The 21,319-nt window shown below is 55.3% G+C and carries 20 protein-coding genes and 1 pseudogene; 5 read left to right on the top strand and 16 right to left on the bottom strand.

Annotation, left to right across the window (positions count from 1 at the left end):
* Positions 1 to 114: 114 nt before the first annotated feature.
* The 6 genes and pseudogenes from Q4606_RS05530 to bioB form a co-directional block, all read right to left on the bottom strand.
* Positions 115 to 783: a putative metalloprotease CJM1_0395 family protein gene (locus tag Q4606_RS05530; RefSeq protein ID WP_303606911.1), complete on the bottom strand. Its 669-nt coding sequence runs from the start codon at positions 781 to 783 to the stop codon at positions 115 to 117.
* Between the two features lie 95 nt (positions 784 to 878).
* Positions 879 to 1,124, bottom strand: a complete 246-nt coding sequence (locus Q4606_RS05525) for a flagellar biosynthesis protein FlgE (RefSeq protein ID WP_303606910.1) — start codon at positions 1,122 to 1,124, stop codon at positions 879 to 881.
* 51 nt (positions 1,125 to 1,175) lie between these two features.
* The gene (gene bioD / locus Q4606_RS05520) at positions 1,176 to 1,868 is read right to left on the bottom strand and encodes a dethiobiotin synthase (protein WP_303606909.1); all 693 of its coding nucleotides are present in this window, start codon (positions 1,866 to 1,868) and stop codon (positions 1,176 to 1,178) included.
* Positions 1,861 to 2,721: a malonyl-ACP O-methyltransferase BioC gene (gene bioC / locus Q4606_RS05515; RefSeq protein WP_303606908.1), complete on the bottom strand. Its 861-nt coding sequence runs from the start codon at positions 2,719 to 2,721 to the stop codon at positions 1,861 to 1,863. Before bioC ends, bioD begins: the two co-directional genes overlap by 8 nt.
* Positions 2,722 to 2,751: 30 nt before the next feature.
* Complete coding sequence (gene bioF, locus Q4606_RS05510; protein ID WP_303606907.1) at positions 2,752 to 3,927, bottom strand: 8-amino-7-oxononanoate synthase; 1,176 nt, start codon at positions 3,925 to 3,927, stop codon at positions 2,752 to 2,754.
* Positions 3,928 to 4,087: 160 nt separating this feature from the next.
* Positions 4,088 to 5,047 (bottom strand): annotated as a pseudogene (gene bioB, locus Q4606_RS05505) (biotin synthase BioB); the annotation flags it as partial.
* A gap of 329 nt (positions 5,048 to 5,376) precedes the next feature.
* On the opposite strand from bioB, the gene Q4606_RS05500 reads away from it, so the two are divergent.
* The gene (locus tag Q4606_RS05500) at positions 5,377 to 5,832 is read left to right on the top strand and encodes a ComF family protein (RefSeq protein WP_303606905.1); all 456 of its coding nucleotides are present in this window, start codon (positions 5,377 to 5,379) and stop codon (positions 5,830 to 5,832) included.
* 11 nt (positions 5,833 to 5,843) lie between these two features.
* Here Q4606_RS05500 and Q4606_RS05495 read toward each other — a convergent pair whose 3' ends face one another.
* Complete coding sequence (locus Q4606_RS05495; RefSeq protein ID WP_303606904.1) at positions 5,844 to 7,112, bottom strand: NAD(P)/FAD-dependent oxidoreductase; 1,269 nt, start codon at positions 7,110 to 7,112, stop codon at positions 5,844 to 5,846.
* A gap of 23 nt (positions 7,113 to 7,135) precedes the next feature.
* Between Q4606_RS05495 and Q4606_RS05490 the strand changes: the two genes are divergently transcribed.
* From Q4606_RS05490 to cmoB, 4 genes are read left to right on the top strand one after another with little or no spacing between them, the layout of a single operon-like run.
* On the top strand, positions 7,136 to 8,137 hold the full coding sequence (locus Q4606_RS05490) for a serine/threonine protein kinase (protein WP_303606903.1): 1,002 nt from the start codon (positions 7,136 to 7,138) through the stop codon (positions 8,135 to 8,137).
* A 30-nt stretch (positions 8,138 to 8,167) separates the two neighbouring features.
* Positions 8,168 to 8,554, top strand: a complete 387-nt coding sequence (locus tag Q4606_RS05485) for a kinase (protein ID WP_303606902.1) — start codon at positions 8,168 to 8,170, stop codon at positions 8,552 to 8,554.
* Positions 8,547 to 9,302: a carboxy-S-adenosyl-L-methionine synthase CmoA gene (gene cmoA, locus Q4606_RS05480; protein WP_303597398.1), complete on the top strand. Its 756-nt coding sequence runs from the start codon at positions 8,547 to 8,549 to the stop codon at positions 9,300 to 9,302. The genes Q4606_RS05485 and cmoA overlap by 8 nt, the downstream gene beginning before the upstream one ends.
* Positions 9,303 to 9,329: 27 nt before the next feature.
* Positions 9,330 to 10,322 (top strand): tRNA 5-methoxyuridine(34)/uridine 5-oxyacetic acid(34) synthase CmoB, encoded by a 993-nt coding sequence (gene cmoB / locus Q4606_RS05475; protein ID WP_303606901.1) that lies wholly within the window; start codon positions 9,330 to 9,332, stop codon positions 10,320 to 10,322.
* A 69-nt stretch (positions 10,323 to 10,391) separates the two neighbouring features.
* On the opposite strand, the gene Q4606_RS05470 is transcribed toward cmoB, so the two are convergent.
* From Q4606_RS05470 to Q4606_RS05430, 9 genes are all read right to left on the bottom strand, one after another.
* Entirely contained in the window at positions 10,392 to 11,687 is a 1,296-nt protein-coding gene (locus Q4606_RS05470; RefSeq protein WP_303606900.1) for an adenylosuccinate synthase, read from the bottom strand.
* 87 nt (positions 11,688 to 11,774) lie between these two features.
* Positions 11,775 to 12,956 (bottom strand): ATP phosphoribosyltransferase regulatory subunit, encoded by a 1,182-nt coding sequence (locus Q4606_RS05465; RefSeq protein ID WP_303597401.1) that lies wholly within the window; start codon positions 12,954 to 12,956, stop codon positions 11,775 to 11,777.
* Between the two features lie 180 nt (positions 12,957 to 13,136).
* Complete coding sequence (gene hflC, locus Q4606_RS05460; protein ID WP_303597402.1) at positions 13,137 to 14,012, bottom strand: protease modulator HflC; 876 nt, start codon at positions 14,010 to 14,012, stop codon at positions 13,137 to 13,139.
* 2 nt (positions 14,013 to 14,014) lie between these two features.
* Entirely contained in the window at positions 14,015 to 15,208 is a 1,194-nt protein-coding gene (gene hflK, locus Q4606_RS05455) for an FtsH protease activity modulator HflK (RefSeq protein ID WP_303597403.1), read from the bottom strand.
* A 79-nt stretch (positions 15,209 to 15,287) separates the two neighbouring features.
* The gene (hflX, locus tag Q4606_RS05450) at positions 15,288 to 16,586 is read right to left on the bottom strand and encodes a ribosome rescue GTPase HflX (RefSeq protein ID WP_303597404.1); all 1,299 of its coding nucleotides are present in this window, start codon (positions 16,584 to 16,586) and stop codon (positions 15,288 to 15,290) included.
* 117 nt (positions 16,587 to 16,703) lie between these two features.
* Positions 16,704 to 16,955 (bottom strand): RNA chaperone Hfq, encoded by a 252-nt coding sequence (gene hfq / locus Q4606_RS05445; protein ID WP_072796627.1) that lies wholly within the window; start codon positions 16,953 to 16,955, stop codon positions 16,704 to 16,706.
* A 34-nt stretch (positions 16,956 to 16,989) separates the two neighbouring features.
* The gene (gene miaA, locus Q4606_RS05440) at positions 16,990 to 17,988 is read right to left on the bottom strand and encodes a tRNA (adenosine(37)-N6)-dimethylallyltransferase MiaA (RefSeq protein ID WP_303607017.1); all 999 of its coding nucleotides are present in this window, start codon (positions 17,986 to 17,988) and stop codon (positions 16,990 to 16,992) included.
* Between the two features lie 46 nt (positions 17,989 to 18,034).
* Complete coding sequence (gene mutL / locus Q4606_RS05435) at positions 18,035 to 19,951, bottom strand: DNA mismatch repair endonuclease MutL (protein WP_303597405.1); 1,917 nt, start codon at positions 19,949 to 19,951, stop codon at positions 18,035 to 18,037.
* Positions 19,952 to 19,971: 20 nt separating this feature from the next.
* On the bottom strand, positions 19,972 to 21,303 hold the full coding sequence (locus Q4606_RS05430; protein WP_303597429.1) for an N-acetylmuramoyl-L-alanine amidase: 1,332 nt from the start codon (positions 21,301 to 21,303) through the stop codon (positions 19,972 to 19,974).
* Positions 21,304 to 21,319 lie beyond the last annotated feature (16 nt).

The raw sequence follows: 21,319 nt of genomic DNA, 5'->3' as shown, positions 1-21,319 counted from the left end.
AAAACGCACAGACAAGCCACCAATGGCGCCTCGACGGGCGGTGACCGGCCGCGAATCCTCTATAGGGTTTAAACAGAAGGTGCCTGCCAGCCCGAAGGCTGACAAGTGATCAAATCAGACTGAAATGGGTAGAAACCCGTCTTTACCAGAGGTAGGGTCTGGCACGAAACCGGCGATATCCTGATAGATACTACGGGCCTGCTGGCTGGCTCTGGACAGTTGCTCAGCAGAGCTTTCCGACGCACTGGAACTATCACGGGAATCAGAAGATACACCGTCATCAACGCGGGCTGACACTTCCCCCTCAGAGTCGGAGGAACCCTGTTCTGAGGCAAGTTCAGACTGAGCCTGCAACATGGTCTGCATCGCCTGGGCCGCGACTGCGCGGTCCTGGCCTGAGGGTTCCGCAGGTGCCATTGCAGCTGCGCGAACCACACGCATTTTTTCGATGGTTGCCTGGGGGTCACCGTTAACTGGAGAGACATCAATAGACACCTCTCCACCTACCGCGTATTGAGCGCCGTCCGCGCCACGCTGGTAAGTAAACGACATGCTGCCTGCGTATTGGCCTCCTACCGCCTGATGCGCTGCTTCATGGGCGCGCACTTCGCGATCTCGTGCCTTGAGCTCGGACAACTCTTTCAGCTCCGCCTCATTCAGCCCACCGACTTCTTTATCAGAGGCTGACGGCTCACCTGCCTTGCGCTTTGTTCCTGCAGCTTCGCTTTCATCTGCAGCGCGAACCGCCCGATTACCAGGTTCCGCAGGCGCTTCACTACTCACATTGCCGGCACCACGCGGCTCACGGACAGCGGGGGACTGGGAGATGAATGTCGATACGGGAGGGAGGGACGAAAGTGAGTTCAAGGATTCAGAACTCAGACCATAATATCTAAAAGTGACCCGAGCGTCTCATCAGCAGTCTTTACTACCTGAGCAGACGCCTCGACGCTTCGTTCGTAAAGCTTGAGATCGACAATCGGCTCAATAAGACCGCTCCCGCTGTCGGCACTACCCTGAGGGCCATCAACGCCAGCGCGAGCGATTTTACGAGCGGCATTTTCCATGCCGTACATACCATCCTGAATACCCTGGATGCCAATAGCGAGCGTATTATTGATCATGACTGCCACTTCCCCTGACCATTAATTGACACCATTAGGCCACACTACTGGTCAATTTTCAAACAGCACATCAATACCAAGACAGCCACTCAGGGTTGTCGGCTCAGCACCTTTAACCCAGGGCATCACACCCAGGCAAGGAGCCCGGATATGCTTCATGAGATAATCCAGTGTTTCCTGCTCACAGCTCATTGCTGCGGATTCTGCATGGTTCGCAACCCAACCGGCCAATACCAATCCATCGTTTCGAATAGCCTCCGCGGTCAGCAGTGCCTGATTAATGCACCCAAGCCTGAGGGCAACAACAAGAATAACCGGCACACCAAGCGCCCTGGGCACAGCCGAGTATGTTTCCCGTTCGTTCAATGGCACTCGCCAGCCACCCGCGCCTTCAATCAGCAAAAGGTCCGCCGGGCGCATCTGCAAACCCCGACAGAAGCCCACCAGGCGATCCGCCGAAATGACTCTTCCAGCTTGCTCAGCGGCAACATGAGGTGCGATGGCAGGAGCTAACGCAATGGGGTTCACAAGATCATAGGCCAGGGATTCTGTGGCCACCCGTTGGAGAATCAATGCATCTTCATTGCGCAGCCCCTCCGGTGTCTTCTCGCAACCAGAGGCGACAGGCTTCATGCCCAGTGTACGCCTGCCAGCCGCTTTCGCGGCCTCGAGAATCGTAGCAGACACCATGGTTTTCCCTACCCCTGTGTCTGTGCCAGTCACGAAAAACGTTTTCTTAGCCATATAAGCTGGTTTGCCCCATCCTCGTGTCAATTTGCGTCTTGTCGTTGATATCCGGGCTTGACCAGTAAACCCATGCAGCCTCATAGCTGGCCACAAAGCCACCCTCAGGCTCTACCGGGTAATTCCGGCACATAGCCCGCAAACGGCCTGGAGCTGTGACCGTCATGCGTCGGTTCGCCGCTTTATAACCCGCCCCCAGTTGCTTCAGCTCTGCTGCCAAGGCGAGTGGCGAGGAATAGGGTAAGCGTAGAGTTTTTGTCTCGATTTTCGCTTCCGATAACTCACGGGATACAGCCGCCCGAAACGCCGCCTCAGGCTCGAACCGGTTTATATGCTTCTGACCAGGGTCCGCTTGATTCCACGCCTGATCAAGCTCCCAAAGAGTACCCTCAAGAAGCGTTGAAATCGCCAGTCGACCTCCCGGCCTGAGAACCCGCCGGCACTCTCTCAACACCGGGGCAGGGTCAGTACACCACTGAATCATGAGATTGCTGAAGATCAGGTCGCAGCTCTGATCCGGCAGAGGAATCGATTCGGCATCTCCAACAACCCAGTCGATGCCTGAAGGGGAACTTGCGCCGGCATGACCAATCATGCCGGGCGAAAGATCCATACCCATTATGGATACAACACACCCAAGCCCGACCAGCTTGCGGGTAAACCAACCTGTACCGCAGCCAAGGTCCAATACATGGCAAGGCAGATTGTTCTGGCTAGCCGAGGGCTGCTGAAGCTCCTCGAACATAGCGTTGCCCATAAGGCGCTGCAACCGGGATACGCTCTCATAGGTGGCCCGTGCAGTGCCAAATCCACGAGCTATATCGGTTTTGCTGGCCAGGTACGCGTCAATCATTTTTTGGGCACTCGAGCCTTCGAGGGATCGTCACAAAACTGTACTCCTGCTATCCAGAAGATATCGGCATTCCCACAGCGCCTGCATCAGATAGTCCAGATCTCCACAGGAGTGATCAGCACTAAACGTAACCCGCAAGCGCGCCTCACCTTCGGGCACCGTTGGGGGCCGGATCGCCGTCACCAGCAGCCCACGCTCTTCAAGAGCCTGGCTTAGCGCCAGAGCCACATGGTTGTCACCAATCATGATGGGTTGAATAGGCGTATACGAGGGCATGAGTTCATACCCCAGGCCAACAGCCTCTTTTCGGAACCGCCCAATCAGACTCTGCAGGTGAGTTCGTCGCTCGTCACCCTGTTCAATCAGGTCAAGATTGGCACAGGTTGCCAGCGCCAACGCCGGAGGCATCGCCGTGGTGTAAATATAGGTACGGGCCTTTTGCACCAGGTAGTCCATCAATAGTGCCGGACCAGCCACAAACGCCCCGCTGGTACCTGCGGCCTTCCCCAGAGTTCCTATGAGGATCGGCACATTTTCTTCAGACAACCCGAACTCCGCCAGGCTTCCCTGCCCATGCGGCCCAAGAACCCCAAAACCATGCGCATCATCCACCACAAGCAAGGCACCGTGCTCCCGACAAACCGAAGATAGCTCAACCAGAGGGGCCACATCCCCATCCATACTGAACACTCCGTCTGTAACCACCAGCTTGTGGCCGGACGTCTCAGCAAGCATGGTCGCAAGTGACGACACGTCTCTATGTGCATACCTGCGCACCTTTGCCCGGCTCAGGACACAGCCATCAATAATTGAGGCATGGTTCAGGCGATCCGAGAAAATCGTGTCCCCACGCCCCGCCAGTGCAGAAATCACACCCATATTGGCCATATAACCAGTGGAGAAAAATAACGCCGAACTGCGGCTGGTAAAGGCAGCAAGGCGCTCCTCCAACAGATGGTGAGCATCATGATGGCCACAGATGAGATGCGAAGCCGCACCACCAAGCCCTGTCTCTGGCAGGGCATTCCGGAGCGCTTCAATACTTGAAGGATGATTGGCCAGGCCAAGGTAGTCATTACTGCAAAACGAAAGTAATTGCTTACCGTTGGACGTTAAAACTGGTTTCTGCGGGCCAGAAATTCGCCGGCGAGTCCTGTACAGACCCGCCTGCTTTCGTTGTTCCAGTTCAGCGAAGAAATCGCGCACGAATGATTATCCTGAGAAGTCACAGATGTATATGGCTGCCGGTTGTTTGCACCAATACAAACTAGGCAGATTCTCGGGTGGCGTCATAAAACAAATGCCGCGCTGCTTCCTGCTCCAGGGCCCCGACAATCGTCTCTTCATCCTGCGCTTCAGACACGCATTGCTCCCGCTGCTCGGGCCTGATACCCAAACGGCGGAACAGCGCCATATCCGCATCCGCCTCCGGGTTCGAAGTCGTCAGCAATTTCTCGCCGTAAAAAATTGAATTGGCACCCGCCAGGAAACACAGCGCCTGCATCTGTTCGTTCATCGTCTCCCGACCCGCAGACAAACGCACATGGGAAGCTGGCATCATGATGCGAGCTACTGCAAGAACGCGAATAAACTCGAACGGATCCAGATCGTCCACATTCTCCATAGGTGTGCCCTTCACTTTTACCAGCATGTTCACCGGCACACTTTCCGGGTGATGTGGCAGGTTTGCGAGCTGAACCAGCAAACCAACCCGATCATCTTCCTCCTCACCCATACCCATAATGCCGCCACAACACACCTTCATGCCTGCGTTGCGAACGTTATCAAGCGTATCCAGCCGATCCTGGTAGGTGCGAGTTGTAATAATGTGGCTGTAGTATTTCTCGGACGTATCAAGGTTGTGGTTGTAATAATCCAGCCCTGCCGTCGCAAGCTCGTCCGCCTGCTCGGGCTTGAGCATGCCCAGTGTCATGCAGGTTTCAAGACCCAGAGATTTCACCTGCCGGATCATATCCAGCACATAGGGCATATCCTTCTCTGCAGGGCTGCGCCATGCAGCGCCCATACAGAAACGCGAAGCGCCTTTTTCCTTTGCGGCGCGGGCTTCCGCAACCACTTTCTCCAGTTCCAGTAACTTTTCCTTTTCCAGACCGGTGTTGTAGTGACCGCTTTGGGGGCAGTACTTACAATCCTCCGGACAGGCTCCGGTTTTAATCGACAGCAAGGTGCTGACCTGAACTTCATTAGGGTCAAAATGCTGCCGGTGCACCGACTGGGCACGAAACAGAAGATCATTAAAGGGCAGTTCAAAAAGTGACCGTGCTTCCTGGAGCGTCCAGTCGTGGCGTATCGATGTGGCAGTCATGCAGAAGTCCTGTTAACCTTTTTCGGTCGCTTGGTTTACGGATGAATCAGATGATAAAGGGACTGAATCGGCTGTCAACCCTAAAGTCAACTTGGGTTAACAGAGATAACACCAAAGGCCTATGCGTTGGTTGCCTTTCCGCCAATGCTGGCAACGGCTTATGCCACCTTTGCAAGGCTGATCTCCCGGTTAACCAATGGCATTGTTACTGCTGTGCCCTGCCGCTGGCATTCCCGGGAGCCGGTACTCTTTGTGGCGACTGCCTGCAGTCACCACCGCCGTTCGATCGCTCTCTCATACCCTGGCGCTATCAGTATCCGGTCGACAGCATGATCAGCCGCTATAAATATAACGGCCAACGTAAATTTGCCCGGCCATTGATCGCAGGTTTATCAGAGCACCTGCAAACCGCTATTCTGGAATCCGGTGAAACCAAACCGGACTTATTAATTCCGTCCCCCATGTTCCCCGCTCGTCGTCGAAAACGCGGCTTCAACCAGGCTCGGGATATCGCAGAAAGCCTGGGTAAGGCGCTAAGCATTCCGGTTGACACCGGAGTCGTTCGCCGCGTGCATAAAGTCCAGGCCCAAAGGGGCCTGAGCAGAGAGGCAAGGCTGGCTAATCTTCGCGGGGTTTTTAAAGTGTGTGCAGCGGTGCCAGAACGAGTTGCCATCGTAGACGATGTGGTAACGACCGGTGCAACGGTGCGGGTACTTGCATCAGCTCTGAGGGAGGCCGGAGCAAAGGAGATTCAGATCTGGGCACTGGCAAGGACGCCAGGGTAGGCTGGCTTTGGTTATGCCAGTTTGTTCTTTACCAGGCCGGCAATCGCCAGGCAGGATGTCAGACCCGGCGACTCGATCCCGAAAAGGTTTACCAGCCCCGGAACACCGTGCTCATCGGGACCATCGACTCTGAAATCGAAAAAACCGCCCTTTGCGTCTTTCAATTTCGGCCGGATGCCAGCGTATGCAGGCTGAAGGCGGCCAACCTCAAGACCGGGCCACCACTGTTTTATGCCTGCGGCAAAACCACCTACCCGCTCAGGATCGACCGAATAGTCTTCTCGTTCAATCCACTCTACGTCCGGGCCAAAGCGCGCCTGCCCGGCCAGGTCAAGGGTAAGATGAACACCCAGCCCACCTGGTTCGGGAACCGGATAGATCAGGTTTCTGAATGGGTGGCGCCCGCTGTAGCTAAAGTAGACTCCCCTGGCGAGCCATTGGGAGGGCCGTTGCTCATCGGGAAACCCCAACCAGCTTCGAGTCAGTGGAACCGCCCCTAAACCGGCGGCGTTCACAAGACTACGGACTTTTAGTGTGCACGGAGAAGCGCCGGCAACCTGGAGGAGATGATAGTCACCCGCCGATTCAATCCGCTCGACCGGGGAGTGCAATGCGAGTGAGCCCCCCGCATCCTCCAGCTCACCCAGTAGCGCAAGCATAAGGCCATGGGTATCCAGAATGCCCGTTTCCGGCGACCAGAGCCCCGCAGTAACCCGGACGCCCGGTAACTGCCGCGCAACGTCCTTGCCACCCACAAGGGAAAGAGGGACATCATTGGCTGCAGCATGCAATTGAATCCCTTCAAGCAAACGGTTTTGCGCGTCATTGGTAGCGATTACCCACTTTCCGCACTTACGGTAGCCTACCCGGTGACTTTCACAGAAGTCATACAGTTGCCTGCGACCTTCCACGCAAAGACGGGCTTTCAGCGAGTTCTGTGGATAATAGATTCCGGCATGGATAACTTCACTGTTACGTGAAGAAATGCCTTCACCGAAACGACTTCCTGCCTCGAGAACAATCACTTCCCTGCCTGACCGGGCAAGTGTCCGCGCCACCGCAAGCCCGACAACGCCGGCCCCGATCACAAGGGTATCCACTTCCAGAAGATCGCTTGTCACGTGATATTCCTGTTGCCTTTTTGATTGCCGACAGCCAGTTTCCGGAAGCCGAAAACCGTTGAAGCCTAAGGTACCCCAATACCCGCCGGGCCGGAACCCACGGAAACATCCCGTTCCCGCATTACGAGAGCACTGCCAAGAAGGTATACTTGGGGCCAAATTTACCAGCCTGGCTTCGTTTTATGATTAACGCCTCTCCCCACCCCTACGATGCCCTGACACCGGATGTCATTCTGGATGCCATGGAAGAGGTTGGTTTTGCGGTAAGTGGCCGGCTATTTGCTCTGAACAGCTATGAAAACCGGGTTTATCAAGTAGGGCTGGACGAAGGCGCCCCCATGATTGCCAAGTTCTATCGTCCCGGTCGCTGGACCGAAGAGCAAATACGGGAAGAGCACGAATTTACTCTGGAATTGCTCGCCGCTGATATCCCTGTTGTCGCACCGCTGCTAATGCCATCCGGCGATACACTCGGCAAGCATGGTGACTTTTTCTTCGCGGTGTTCGATCAGCGTGGCGGCCAGGCACCTGATACCAGTGTTACCGACACCCTCTACCGATTGGGACAGTGGCTCGGCCAGATTCACAACATCGGCGCCCTGAAGCCATTTCAACATCGTGTCGCCCACTCACCCCTGGACGGCATTGAAGCGAGCAACCAACTATTACTTGAAGGAAACTGGATTCCTAAGGACCTTCGGCCAGCCTGGGACAGCCTGATCCCGGACTTACTGACCCATTGTCGCGCCCGGATGGAAGATGCCGGAGAAGTTGAAACACTACGACTGCACGGAGACTGCCACGCCGGTAATATATTGTGCCGCGATGAGCAGATGCTCTTCGTGGACCTGGACGATTGCCGTTCCGGCCCCGCCATCCAGGACATGTGGCTGCTACTGAATGGAGAGGATAGCGAGCGTGGCGCGCAGCTGGGCGAGTTACTGGAAGGCTATGAAATGTTCCGGGATTACAATCGTCGAGAGAGGCATTTGATTGAGCCTTTGCGCTGTTATCGGCAGATCAGCCATTGTGCGTGGCTTGCAAAGCGCTGGGATGATCCTGCGTTTCCGCGGTTTTTCCCATGGTTTGCCCAGCCCAGATTCTGGTCAGATCAGGTGCTGTCCCTCAGAGAGCAGTTAGCTGCTCTGCAGGCGCCCTCCATAGCACTCCCCGGTCAATACTGAATATTCACTCACGTTTAAATTGAGGTAGGCATGAGCCAGAACGAGGCCCGTTACACCATCCGAAGCCTTTTTGTGACCGCTCTGGTCACTATTGTCGGTACCGTACTGGTGCTGGAGGTCAGCGGAAACATCAAGCATTCGGACAACAAGGATCATGTGCCTGTTGGCGACTTTCAGGCGATCCATATAACGCCGGGCGAGAGCTTCCGCATGTCACCCAAGGCCTCCGAGCTCCACGCCGCTTGTGAAAACGGGTATCTGGCTATCGCTGCTGATATAGACCCATCTTTCCGTGGCATCCTTGTCGACTACAAAAACCGCGGTGTACGCTGCTACCGGCCCACAGCCACGGCCCCGGCGGTCGTACCGCAACATGATGCACCGGATCTACAAGAGAACCCTGCCAGCGATGAGTAAGACCGACCGCTCTCCAGAACAGCAGACAGACCGGCTTTTCGCCACAGAACGACAGCCTGAAGACTTCCGGTTTGATGCGGCGGTTGCCCGCGTATTCCCGGATATGATCCGTCGCTCCGTGCCCGGATACACCACAATCATACCGATGATCGAAGTCATCACCGAACAGTATGCCCAGGCCAACTCCAACTGTTATGACCTGGGCTGCTCTCTTGGCGCCTCAACCCTGGCCATGCGCCACGGCATTTCGTTTGACAGCTGTTCTCTGGTGGGTGTTGATAACTCAGAAGCAATGATCGAGCGCTGCGAGCACTACATAGCCCTCGATGATCACGCCCAGCCGGTCAGCCTTCGCTGCGAGAACATTCAGGAGACGGAACTTACCAACGCATCCGTAACGACCCTGAATTTCACTCTGCAATTTGTTCCGCCGGGGCAGCGAAGCAGCCTGTTAAGTAAAATCGCTGCGGCTACCCGGCCTGGAGGCGTCCTAATCCTTTCGGAAAAAATCTGCTTCGACTCAGAGGAAGAACAGGCCATTCAGACACGCCTTCATCATGAATTCAAACGGGCGAATGGATATTCGGACCTGGAGATCAGTCAGAAGCGCAGCGCCATTGAACAGGTATTGATTCCGGAAACACTGGATGCACACAAGCAGCGCCTTGAAGAGGCGGGGTTTGACCGTGTTCTGGTCTGGTATCAGTGCTTCAACTTCGTATCCATGCTGGCGATCAAGGCCGACTGAACCCTATACGGAGAGCGACCAGAGAACATGCCGAATTTTGACTGGAAAACCTGTTTCAGACAGCTCCTGACTGAACTGGACGATACCGGCCAAAGCGACTGGGCAGATCTAATCAGAGCCCAGCTAAGCCGCCGTTTTGAGGATAATCCCCACGGTGACCTTGGCCGCTGGCAAACAGCCCTGGGCAGCCTCCCTGTCATTGCCGAAACAACCGCCGAGCTCAACACCTCCTCCATTACGCTTCGCTCAGCGGCTCCCCTGAACCCTGACCAACAGGATGACCTTGAGAAAGGACTCAGGGGGCTTATGCCCTGGCGCAAGGGCCCTTTCGATTTTTTCGGCACCCACATTGATACCGAATGGCGTTCCGACTGGAAGTGGGATCGGATTTCACCTTATATTTCTGACCTTAAGGGGCGCCGCATTCTGGACGTGGGGTGTGGCTCCGGATACCACTGCTGGCGCATGCTGGGTGAAGGCGCTGAGCGGGCAATCGGTATAGATCCGGGATTACTGTTCATGTTCCAGTTTCTCAGCGTAAAACGCTATTTGCCTGAGTCTCCGGTGGATCTATTACCGATACGCATGGAAGACCTCCCTCAAGGGCTCGAAGCCTTTGATACCACCTTCTCCATGGGCGTGCTCTACCACCGCCGGTCACCCCTCGATCACCTGCTGGAGCTCAAAGGCACCTTACGCAGGGGTGGTGAACTGGTACTCGAAACTCTGATCGTGGATGGGCCGGAAGGTTACAGCCTGATGCCTGAGGACCGCTATGGGCAGATGCGCAACGTATGGTTTTTACCGAGCTGTGACACTTTACTAAGGTGGCTGGACCGGGCCGGATTCCGCAACGCCCGCATTGTGGATGTCTCGGTAACCAGCACTGACGAGCAGCGCAGCACAGACTGGATGCGTTTCAATTCGCTTCATGACTTTCTGGACCCGGATGATCCCACAAAAACCATCGAAGGTTATCCCGGGCCAAAGCGGGCCACGATTATTGCTGAGAAACCCTGAACATGAAAAAGGAGCACAAAAAACCCGCTGTGCCGATTTGGCAGAGCGGGTTTTCCCTTCTCTTAGCGCTTAGCAGCCAAAAGGATGACGCAGTACAATCGTTTCAATGCGGTCTGGGCCGGTTGAAATAATATCGATTGGCGCTTCAATCTGCTGCTCAAGGAAACGGATATAGGCTTTAGCATTTTCCGGCAACTGATCGAGTTCAGTCAGCCCGAATGTACTTTCGTTCCAGCCCGGCAACTCTGCATATACCGGCTCAATATTCTTATAGCTGTCGCAACCGATCGGTGGACGGGTGATTTCACCTTTTGGGGTTTTATAGCCCACGCAAACCTTCACGGTTTCAAGCCCATCAAGAACATCCAGCTTGGTAAGACAAATGCCGGATACACTGTTGATCTGGATAGCATGGCGAAGAGCAACTGCATCAAACCAGCCACAACGGCGTGAGCGACCGGTTGTGGTACCAACTTCGTTGCCTTTCACCGCCAGATGCTGCCCCATGTCATCAAAAAGCTCAGTGGGGAACGGGCCAGAACCCACGCGAGTGGTATAGGCTTTTGTAATACCAAGCACATAATCCAGATACAGAGGACCGAAACCAGAGCCCGTAGCTGTGCCGCCAGCAGTCGTATTGGACGAGGTTACATACGGATAGGTTCCCAGGTCTATATCGAGCAATGAGCCCTGGGCGCCCTCAAACATAATATCCTGACCACGCTTGCGATAGTCATGGAGCAAGTCGGTAACATCCGCTGCCATCGGCAGGATTTCTTTACCCATTTGCATCAGCTCTTCCAGAGCCGCATCGACATCTTCAGCTTCTTCCTTGAAGTACTCGGTCAGCACGAAGTTGTGATAGGACATGATTTCCCGCAGCTTCACTTCAAAGTCTGCCGGGCTGTGGAGATCACCAAGACGAACTCCGCGGCGTGAAACCTTGTCTTCATAAGCCGGACCTATGCCCCGGCCAGTGGTACCGATCTTGTCGTTTCCTTTCGCGCGTTCACGGGCCTGATCAATTCGCACGTGTGTGCGCAGTATGATCGGGCATGCCAGACTGATACGCAGACGGTCGCGAACCGCTACACCAGAGGCTTCCAGCCCACGGACTTCCTTGAGAAGAGCCTCCGGCGACAAAACCACGCCGTTTCCAATCAGGCACTGAACGTTTTGCCGGAGAATGCCTGAGGGAATCAGATGCAGAGCCGTTTTTTTGCCGTCAATTACCAGAGTGTGGCCCGCATTGTGGCCGCCCTGAAAACGAACTACCGCTCCGACTTTTTCAGTCAGAAGATCGACGATTTTACCCTTGCCTTCATCACCCCACTGGGTGCCCAGCACAACAACGTTTTTACCCATGATTATCTCTCAATGCGCACACGGCATGGCGTGCGTCTTGCAAATTTGGCAAATGTACTTTCACACGTTCGTAACAACTCGCCGACTTCAGCTGAGCGACTGAACGACCCAATGATCACCCTGTTTTACCAGCTTCCGATCACACCCCCGGGTCAAGGGATTCACCCCGCTGTCTTCTGGTAGCGCCCGGACAACGACATCGGTCATCCGTAGTTCCGAGACGGCCTGTTCCAGCGCTACATCATTGTCTGCAGGCGCCCAAACCGCTTTGCTGCGACAAACCGAACGCTTACCCAGAGCGACCAGAGCCCGAATATCCAGGCTAAACCCCGTAGCCGGACGAGCGCGCCCAAAATCACTGCCAATGGCGTCGTAACGGCCACCTTTTGCCACTGAGTCGCCATGACCAGGGACATAAGCCGCAAACACCAGACCGGTGTGGTAGTTGTATCCCCGCAGCTCGCAGAAATCGAAACCAAAGCTGACTTCCGGGAAGTCTCTTTCCAGCATCTCTGCAACCCGACCCAGTTGATCCAGCGCCGCGCTGAGGTTATCTGACGCACCACTCAGTATTCGACGTGCCTCAGCCAGCGCTTCCGGACCGCCGCTGACGCGAGCAAGCTCACGAAGCCTCGCTCCCGCCGAACCACTCGGGCAGTCACCAAGAAGCCTGTCCAACTCGGGTACAGACTTCCGCGCCATAGCGTCAAAGATAGCCGCACTGGTATCACGATCAAATTCGGCTTCACCAATGAGGCTTTCGTAAATGGACACATGAGCCAGATCCAGATGGACTCTCGGGAGGCCGGCAACGCGAAGGGCCTCCAGCATCAGGCTGATCACTTCCAGATCCGCAGATTCAGAGGCACTGCCAAACAGCTCACAACCCGCCTGAATCGGCGTACGCCCCGTCAGCATATGTTTTGGACGGGTATGCAGCACATGCCCGGCATAACAGAGACGAGTAACTCCTTCCTGGCCCAGAGTGTGAGCATCAATGCGCGCAGCCTGAGGCGTCATATCGGCACGAACACCCATCATGCGCCCCGTCAGCTGATCAGTCAGCTTGAAGGTCTGCAACTCCAGGTCATGTCCTGTGCCGGTAAAAAGGGATTCGAGGTATTCGATAAGCGGAGGAATTACCAGTTGGTAGCCCCAGCGCTGGCAGGTATCCATTACATCCCGGCGCAGGGATTCTATCTGTCCGGCCAGGGGCGGCAAAATATCTTCTACCCCGTCCGGCAGTAACCAGCGATCAGATACTGTCATGAGATTCCGTAGTCCATCCCGCACACTCCTGTCAGTGGTACAGAAGAAGTATGCAGATTTGTAGGGTGACATTCGGGGCAGAGAAACCCGAACCAAAACCTGAGGGATTTTACACTGTTGGCGCGCACAAAAAAACCGGAATACCAAGGTATTCCGGTTTTCAGGCGTGCAGGGCGAGTTTTAGCTTCCGCCCTTCGAATCCTTCATGAATTTCAGGAATTCACTGTTGGAGTCGATAACCATTACGTCGTCTTTGCTGGAAAAGGTGTTCCTGTAAGCCTGCAGGCTACGGTAGAAGCTGTAGAACTCCGGATTGGAGCCGTAGGCCTCCGCGTAGATACGGGCCGCTTCGCCATCGCCTTCGCCTCGCGTTTCTTCTGCGGAGGCGAATGCTGCCGCCAGGGTAACCGTTTTCTGACGGTCGGCATCAGCGCGAATTCCTTCGCCCAACTCACGTCCCCTGGAGCGGAACTCCTGCGCCAGTTTTTCACGCTCAGTAGCCATACGGCGATAAACGTTTTCACTGACCTGCCCCGGAAACTCGATAGCCTTGACACGGATGTCTATCACATCGATACCAAATTCCTTGACGGACGTTTCATTAACGCGGTCACGCAGAGTGTGCATCAGTTCGTCGCGCTGACCTGAAACCACCTCATGCATGGTACGGACACCAAATTCATCTCGCAGGCCATTATCCACCCGGGACAACAGAAGCGACTGAGCGCGGAACTCGTCTCCACCTGTGGCCCGGTAGAACTGGTCCACATCCCGAATTTTCCAGGCGATGTAGGAGGTAACATCCAGCGGTTTCTTCTCAACCGTCAGATACTGCCGCGAAGGCAGATCCATGGTGAGAAGCCGGATATCAAACTCCCTGACCTGATCGATGACCGGCACCTTGAAGTGAATGCCAGCCTTGATGTCGGTCTCAACCAACTCACCAAATCTCAGCATTACCCCACGATGGGTTTCCGGAATAATGTAAACGCTCGAAAGTACCAGCAGGACAACGATAAGAGCGCCTGCAAGACCCACTACACTTTTAGGTCCCATAATTATCTGCTCCTCCGGGTATTAGTGTCCTGCCTGGTTCGAATTTCCTGGATAACCTGGTCTGTAACCGTCTGGATATCCATATCGCTACCGCTGCTGGAAGACTGGTTTCCGCTGCGTGGCAGAGCGCCCTGAGTCATGCGATCCAACGGCAGAAGCATCATGTTGCCACTGCTTTCGGTATCCACGAGAATCTTGCTGCTGTTAGACAGAACCGTTTCCAGTGTCTGCAGGTACATGCGTTCACGGGTTACATTCGGCGCCATCTGATAAACCGCCAACAACTCGAGGAAACGTGCGGTTTCACCGCGAGCCCTTTCGGTAACCTCTTCTTTATAGGCGCTGGCTTCTTCAATCATGCGCTGGGCTTGACCACGGGCTTCCGGAACAACCTTGTTACGGTAGGTTTCCGCTTCTTCCTTCACACGCTGTTCATCCTCACGAGCTCGCTGAACCTCACGGAAAGCGTCCTGTACAGCTGGTGGCGGCTGGGTACTTTCAACGTTAACCCGAACAATCTGAAGACCAGTTTCGTACTCCTGAAGAAAGCCCTGGAGACGTTGTTCAACCCGAACAGCCAGTTCAGCCCGCCCCTCTGTGAGCACGTCATCCAGCGTCGAACTGCCAACCTCGTGGCGCAGAGCACTGTCTGTTGCGAAAGCCAAAGCCTGGTTTGAGTCCCTGACATTCAGCACATAGTCACGTGCATCGCCGACCCGGTACTGTACTTGAAGGTCAACCGTTACCAGATTCTCGTCCTGGGTCAGCATCTGGCCGCTGGACTGTGCAGTTCTGACACTTGTGACCAATACCTTGGTGACATCATCAATCAGAGGCACCTTGAATCTCAGGCCGGGGTTTTCAGTTTTGGAAAACTCGCCGAACCGCAACACAACAGCGCGCTCCTGCTCGTTTACCGTATAGAAGGACTGAAAAATCACGTAACCCACGACAAGAATAGCTGCGAGTGCGAGAACCGCACCAAAGCTGCCTGCTGCACCTGAACCGCCGCCACTGTTGCCGCCGTCGCCTCCGGATTTCTTGCCTTTACCACCCAGCATTTTGTTCAGTTTGTCGAGGCCTTTTTTCAGTGCCTCATCAAGGTCTGGTGGTCCCTGATCATTGCCGCGACGACCACCACCAGTTCCCCATGGGTCATTGTCGTTGCGGTTTCCACCCGGTTCATTCCAGGCCATAGTGCTCTCCGTTCCTAACGTGTCGAATGGTTGCAAATACTAGGGACTTATCATCGCCCCGGCAATAGCTGCTATGGTTTCAGGCGTGCCCGTCATCCAGGCGCACTGTTTCTTCATTCACGCCCGCACGGCTCAGCAATTGCAGCCAGTCCCGGCGTTGCAGTCGGATTTCGAGTACCGTATCCCCGGTTTCCCGGTATTCTTCACTCAGCACCGAACCTGCCTCATGCAGGAGCGCCCGGAGCTTGCCATCGGCAGGCCCGAGCAAAACAAATTGGTGTACAACGTCTTCAGCCAGTCTCTCGACGATGGCATCGTAGAGCCCATCCAGCCCCTCGCCTGTAACAGCCGAGACCCAGGCTCGGACAGGCACACCCTCTTCGTTGCGTTCAACCCGAGGCGCAAAATCATCTAACAAATCGATTTTATTGAACACCTGAAGCACAGGAATTTCGTCGGCACCAATTTCCGCCAGCACTTCCTCAACTTGCTCAATATTTTCGTCACGACGGCTGTCGTGGCAGTCAACAATGTGCAACAGAATGGTAGCTTCCGTGGTCTCTTCGAGAGTTGCCCGGAAGGCTTCAACCAGTTTGTGCGGCAGATGCCTGATAAAACCCACCGTATCCGCCATTACGACCGCCCCGATATCCGGAAGTTCCAAACGCCGGATGGTTGGATCCAGAGTCGCGAACAACTTGTCCGCAGCATATACGGAGGACGTGGTAATTTGGTTGAAAAGAGTGGATTTTCCGGCGTTGGTGTAGCCTACCAGAGATACCGTAGGAATATCAGCGCGCTTGCGCGCCCGACGACCCTGATTACGTTGGCTGCGAACCTTCTCAAGCCGCTTGTTAATGGACTTGATGCGCTCGCGCAGCAACCTGCGGTCGGTTTCCAGCTGGGTCTCACCCGGGCCACGCAGACCAATACCGCCTTTCTGCCGCTCAAGGTGTGTCCAGCCGCGTATCAGGCGCGTCGACATATGTTCAAGCTGCGCCAACTCTACCTGCAATTTGCCTTCGTGCGTGCGAGCACGCTGAGCAAAAATATCCAGAATAACGCCCGTTCGATCCAACACACGGCATTTGAGCTCATGTTCAATATTTCGCTCCTGGCTCGGCCTCAGAGCATGATTGAACAGAACGACATCGGCATCGTGCAGCGCTACCGCATCGCGAATTTCCTCAAGCTTGCCTTCCCCAACAAACAACTTTGGGCTGGGCTGCTTACGGGAACCGGTTACAATTCCAACCGACTCAACTCCGGCCGATGACACAAGCTCCCGGAATTCATCCGGATCTTCCGAGCCGTCATGGGACGTAAAATCGATGTGCACGAGTATCGCTCGCTCACCTACATCCGGGCGTTCAAACAATGGGTATCAACTCCGAAACAGTCAGGCTGTTATCCTCTTAAAAACAAACACCCGCGGCCATCGGAGCCAGAAGGCTCGTCAGGGGCGCGGGTGACAATGCTGGAAAACTGAATTGGTTCAGTCTTCAGGTTCACCATCTTCCGCCGGGTTCTGCTGGGGAATGCGAACATTCCTGGCAGGAACGACAGTAGAGATTGCATGCTTGTAAACCATCTGGCTGACGGTATTTTTCAGTAAAATCACAAATTGGTCAAAAGACTCTACCTGCCCTTGCAGTTTGATGCCGTTAACCAGAAAAATGGAAACCGGAATGCGTTCCTTGCGTAAGGCATTGAGGTAAGGGTCTTGTAGTGAGTGCCCTTTTGACATGTATGTTCTCCTGTTTATTGGTAAATGCAGATCGTCAATATTCTGAATTCAATGTGGTGCGAAGTCTGACTTTTTTCAAGGCTGCCTCAGCGATAAAACCGTCTTCGCTTTCCAACCAGTTCAAATCCGACCACTTTCGAAGCCACGTGAGCTGCCGTTTGGCAAGCTGACGAGTGGCTGCGACACCTTTACTTACAAATGCGTCATAATCATCAGCACCGGCCAAATGGCTCCATGCCTGTCGATAACCGACACAGCGCATGGACGGAAGTTCCGGATGCAAATCACTTCTGGCCATCAGTGCCCGAACCTCGTCGAGGAAGCCCGCTTCCAGCATATTGAGGAAGCGCGTAAGTATCCTCTCATGAAGCACCCGCCTATCTGAGGGCGCCACAGCTAACTGCGTTACAGTATACGGAAGCGATAAACTTTCGTCTGCCTGCCATTTAGTATAGTAGGTGTAATCCTTAATGCCTTGTTGGCCTGCCTCTTGCCTCTGCGGCTGGCTGCTCTCCGCTTCCCAGAACGAGGAAATCGGTCGGCCTGTCAGGCGAATCACCTCCAGGGCTCGCAGGAGACGCTGGCGATTATTCGGGTGAATCAGCTCTGCTGCTATAGGATCTTTGGCCAGCAGCTCTTCATGGAGGGCAAGCCACCCCTTCGCATCGGCCTCCATTTCCAGGGCTTTACGAAGTTCGGGGCTGGCAGAAGGCAGCCCAGACATTCCATGTAAAAGCGCTTTGAAGTACATCATGGTTCCGCCGACTAACAATGGAATACGGCCTGCCCTGGCGACCAGATCCATTTCAACCAGCGCATCCCTACGAAAGTCAGCAGCGGAATAGGTTTCTGCGGGGTCGCAGATATCGATCAGCCGGTGCGGTGCGCGTGCCAGCTCATCCGCACTGGGCTTGGCCGTGCCTATATCCATCCCGCGATAGATCATCGCTGAGTCTACGCTGATGATGTCACAAGGCAGTTGTTCGCAAAGCGCCATGGCCAAATCGGTTTTACCAGACGCTGTAGGCCCCATCAGAAAGATGGCGGGTGGTGCTTTGGAGAGCTCTCTCGACGGCACCCTAGCGACCCCGCAGAAATAGCTTATCCAGCTCCGCGAGCGTCACGAGCGTCCAGGTGGGGCGCCCATGGTTACACTGGCCACTGCGCTCCGTTGCTTCCATGTCCCGTAGTAGCGAGTTCATTTCCGGAATGGTCAATTGACGATTTGCCCGCACCGAACCGTGGCAGGCCATGGTACCGAGAAGCTCGTGGGTAACCGCTTCAACCCGGTCGCTCTGGCCGTGCTCGATCAGGTCCGACAGAACATCCCTTACGAGCTGTTCGGTATCCGCTCCCCGCAGCAGGGCGGGCACTTGACGGACGGCAAGCGTTTCGGGACCTATACGCTCAATCTGCAGCCCGAGCTGCTGTAACTCTTCTCCGTGAGTCTCCGCCAAAGCAGCCTCTTTCTGACTCACAGCAAGAGACAAAGGCACCAGCAGCGGCTGGCTTTTGAGATCCTGCTCGGCCAAAGCACGCTTCATTCGCTCATAGGTAATCCTTTCGTGGGCGGCGTGCATGTCTACCACGATCATCCCGGCACTGCTCTGGGCCAGCACATAGATACCGTGCAACTGCGCAATAGCGTAACCCAGAGGCGGCTCCTCATGACCACCTGTGCTGGCAGCATGATCCAGCGGAGAAGTCGCGATAGCTGCCGCATCTCCAAACGATGTGGGCTCGTGCGGAGCACTGACACCCCCACCACCAAGGGACTGGTAAAAAGCCATCTGATCACTGGCCCGCCATTCCTGCTGCGGTGCCGCCTGGCCGCCAAAACTGGTCGCAGCAGCATGACCTCCACTGGCAGGCATCGCAGGCTGACCATTCCAGGGCTGAGCCTGAGCCAATGATTCGCCCGCTACCGCTTCTCCCTGCCCCGAACCTTCGCGACCGAAGGACTGCGCCACTGCGCCACGAAAGTGGTCATCCGGTCGGACATCCGCCAACGCCTTATGCAACGTGCGGAATATAAAATCGTGCACCAGTCGACCATCACGGAAGCGCACTTCGTGTTTGGTCGGGTGCACGTTCACATCGACCGTAGCCGGATCAACTTCAAGATAGAGAACGAAGGCCGGATGGCGATTGTTGTACAGCACATCGCGGTAGGCCTGGCGAACAGCGTGCGCAACCAGCCTGTCCCGGATTACCCGGCCATTGACAAAGAAATACTGCAAATCGGCCTGGCTACGAGAGAATGTGGGCAAGGCCACCCATCCCCAAAGGCGGAGCCCTGTGGCTTCTGCATCGATCACCACCGCATTATCGATAAACTTCTGACCGCAAAGAGCTCCAATACGGCGCTCTCTGTCCACCATGGATTCTGCTGGCCGAAGATTCTGAACAACCCGCTGGTTGTGACGCAGAGAAAAACCAGCATCAAACCTGCTGAGCGCCTGGCGCCGCACACACTCTTCTACATGATTGAATTCGGTTTTCTCAGTACGCAGAAACTTGCGCCGCGCCGGAGTATTGAAAAAGAGATCCCGGACTTCAACGGTGGTGCCCACAGGATGCGCAGCCGGTGAGATCAACGCATCCATATCGCGACCTTCAACCTCCACCCGGGAAGCCGCTTCCTGTCCGTGCGTACGGGACGTCAGCGCAAGACGCGAAACAGAACTGATACTGGCCAGGGCCTCGCCCCGGAAACCAAGTGAGGCTACTGCCTCAAGATCATCAAGGCTGGCAATTTTGCTGGTGGCATGGCGACTAAGCGCCAGAGGCAAGTCATCTTCAGCGATACCGCTACCGTCATCGCGCACCCGGATCAGCTTTACGCCACCCTGCTCTACTTCCACATCTACGCGGTCCGCGCCCGCATCGAGCGCGTTTTCAACCAGTTCCTTGACGACAGATGCAGGGCGTTCAACCACCTCGCCCGCGGCAATCTGGTTTGCCAGCCGCGGCGAGAGCAATCGGATGGAGGGCATATTTCGGGACTACCTCTTGTTCAGGATGAGGGGATACGAATGGTTTGCCCTACCATAACACGGTCGTCCCTAAGGCCGTTATACTGCATAAGCTCGCTGACGGTGGTCTGATTTTCCCGCGCCACGCCCGAAAGCGTATCGCCACTCTGGACCCGGTACTGGCTCACACGGCTGCCTCCCTGACTGTTCTGTTTCTGCCAGGCCAACAAGGTGCCAGGCGGGGGTGTTTTACGAAAATACTCATCAACACCCTTCATAATGGCGCCGGCCAACTTGCGGCGATACCAATCGGTTGCCAGATTCTTCTCTTCCTGAGGATTGGAGATAAACCCTGCCTCAACAAGAATGGATGGAATATCAGGAGATTTGAGAACCGCGAACGCTGCCTGCTCTACCCCCGGCTTATGCAAATGGGCCACACCATTGAGTTTGCCAAGTATCGAGCTGCCCACCCCCAGACTGGCGTTAATACTGGCCGTCATGGACAGATCGAGTAACACGCCCGCCAGCATATCGTCGCGCCCATCGAGAGATACACCACCGGTGCCGCCGATCAAATCAGAGCGGTTTTCACTCTGCGCCAGCCAGCGCGCGGTTTCACTGGTAGCGCCGCGCTGAGACAGCGCGAACACTGAGGCGCCCTTGGGCTGAGGCGTCCTGAAAGCATCCGCGTGCACTGACACGAACAGGTCTGCGCTGTATTTACGGGCCAGAATGGTGCGATTTCTCAGACCGATGTAATAGTCGCCGGTTCGGGTGAGTTTGGCGGTATAACCTGGCTGCTTGTTAATCATATCCGCGAGAATTTGTGCCATCTTCAGGACTACATCTTTTTCCCGCGTGCCTCGTGGACCTATGGCTCCGGGGTCCTCACCACCGTGACCTGCATCGATAACCACAATAACATCACGCTTGCCGGCTGAATCATGAGTTACCGTAGGCTTGCTCGCTTTCTCTAATCGACTGCCGTTTTCATCAATGAGATCAAGTACGAGGCGATGCCCATACTGCTGGTTGGGCTCCAATTGGAAGCTCCGGGGCTTGATGTCACTGGCAAGATCAAGAACCACCCGCAAATCGGTGCCGTTACGCGTGGCACTGCGGATACGCCGGACGGGGCTACCAGACAGATCGAGTTTGGAAAAATCTGTTTTCAACCGGGTATCCTTGAGATCAATCACCAGACGGGAAGGATTACTCAGCGCAAACATGTTGTGATTAACCTTACCCGCGGTATCCAGTACCAGGCGAGTATGATCCGGCGCGGGCCAGATGCGGATGCCATCAACCTGAGTGCCGGCCTGTACGGTCACACTTGCCGTAAGCAAGCACAACGACACCAGAGCAATCATTGTCTTCATCGTAAGC

Origin of the sequence: Marinobacter sp. 1_MG-2023 (assembly GCF_030549045.1) — a bacterium.
GTDB lineage: Bacteria > Pseudomonadota > Gammaproteobacteria > Pseudomonadales > Oleiphilaceae > Marinobacter.
Note: the sequence above shows the minus strand (reverse complement) of the source record. Positions and strands in the feature narration are given on the sequence as shown.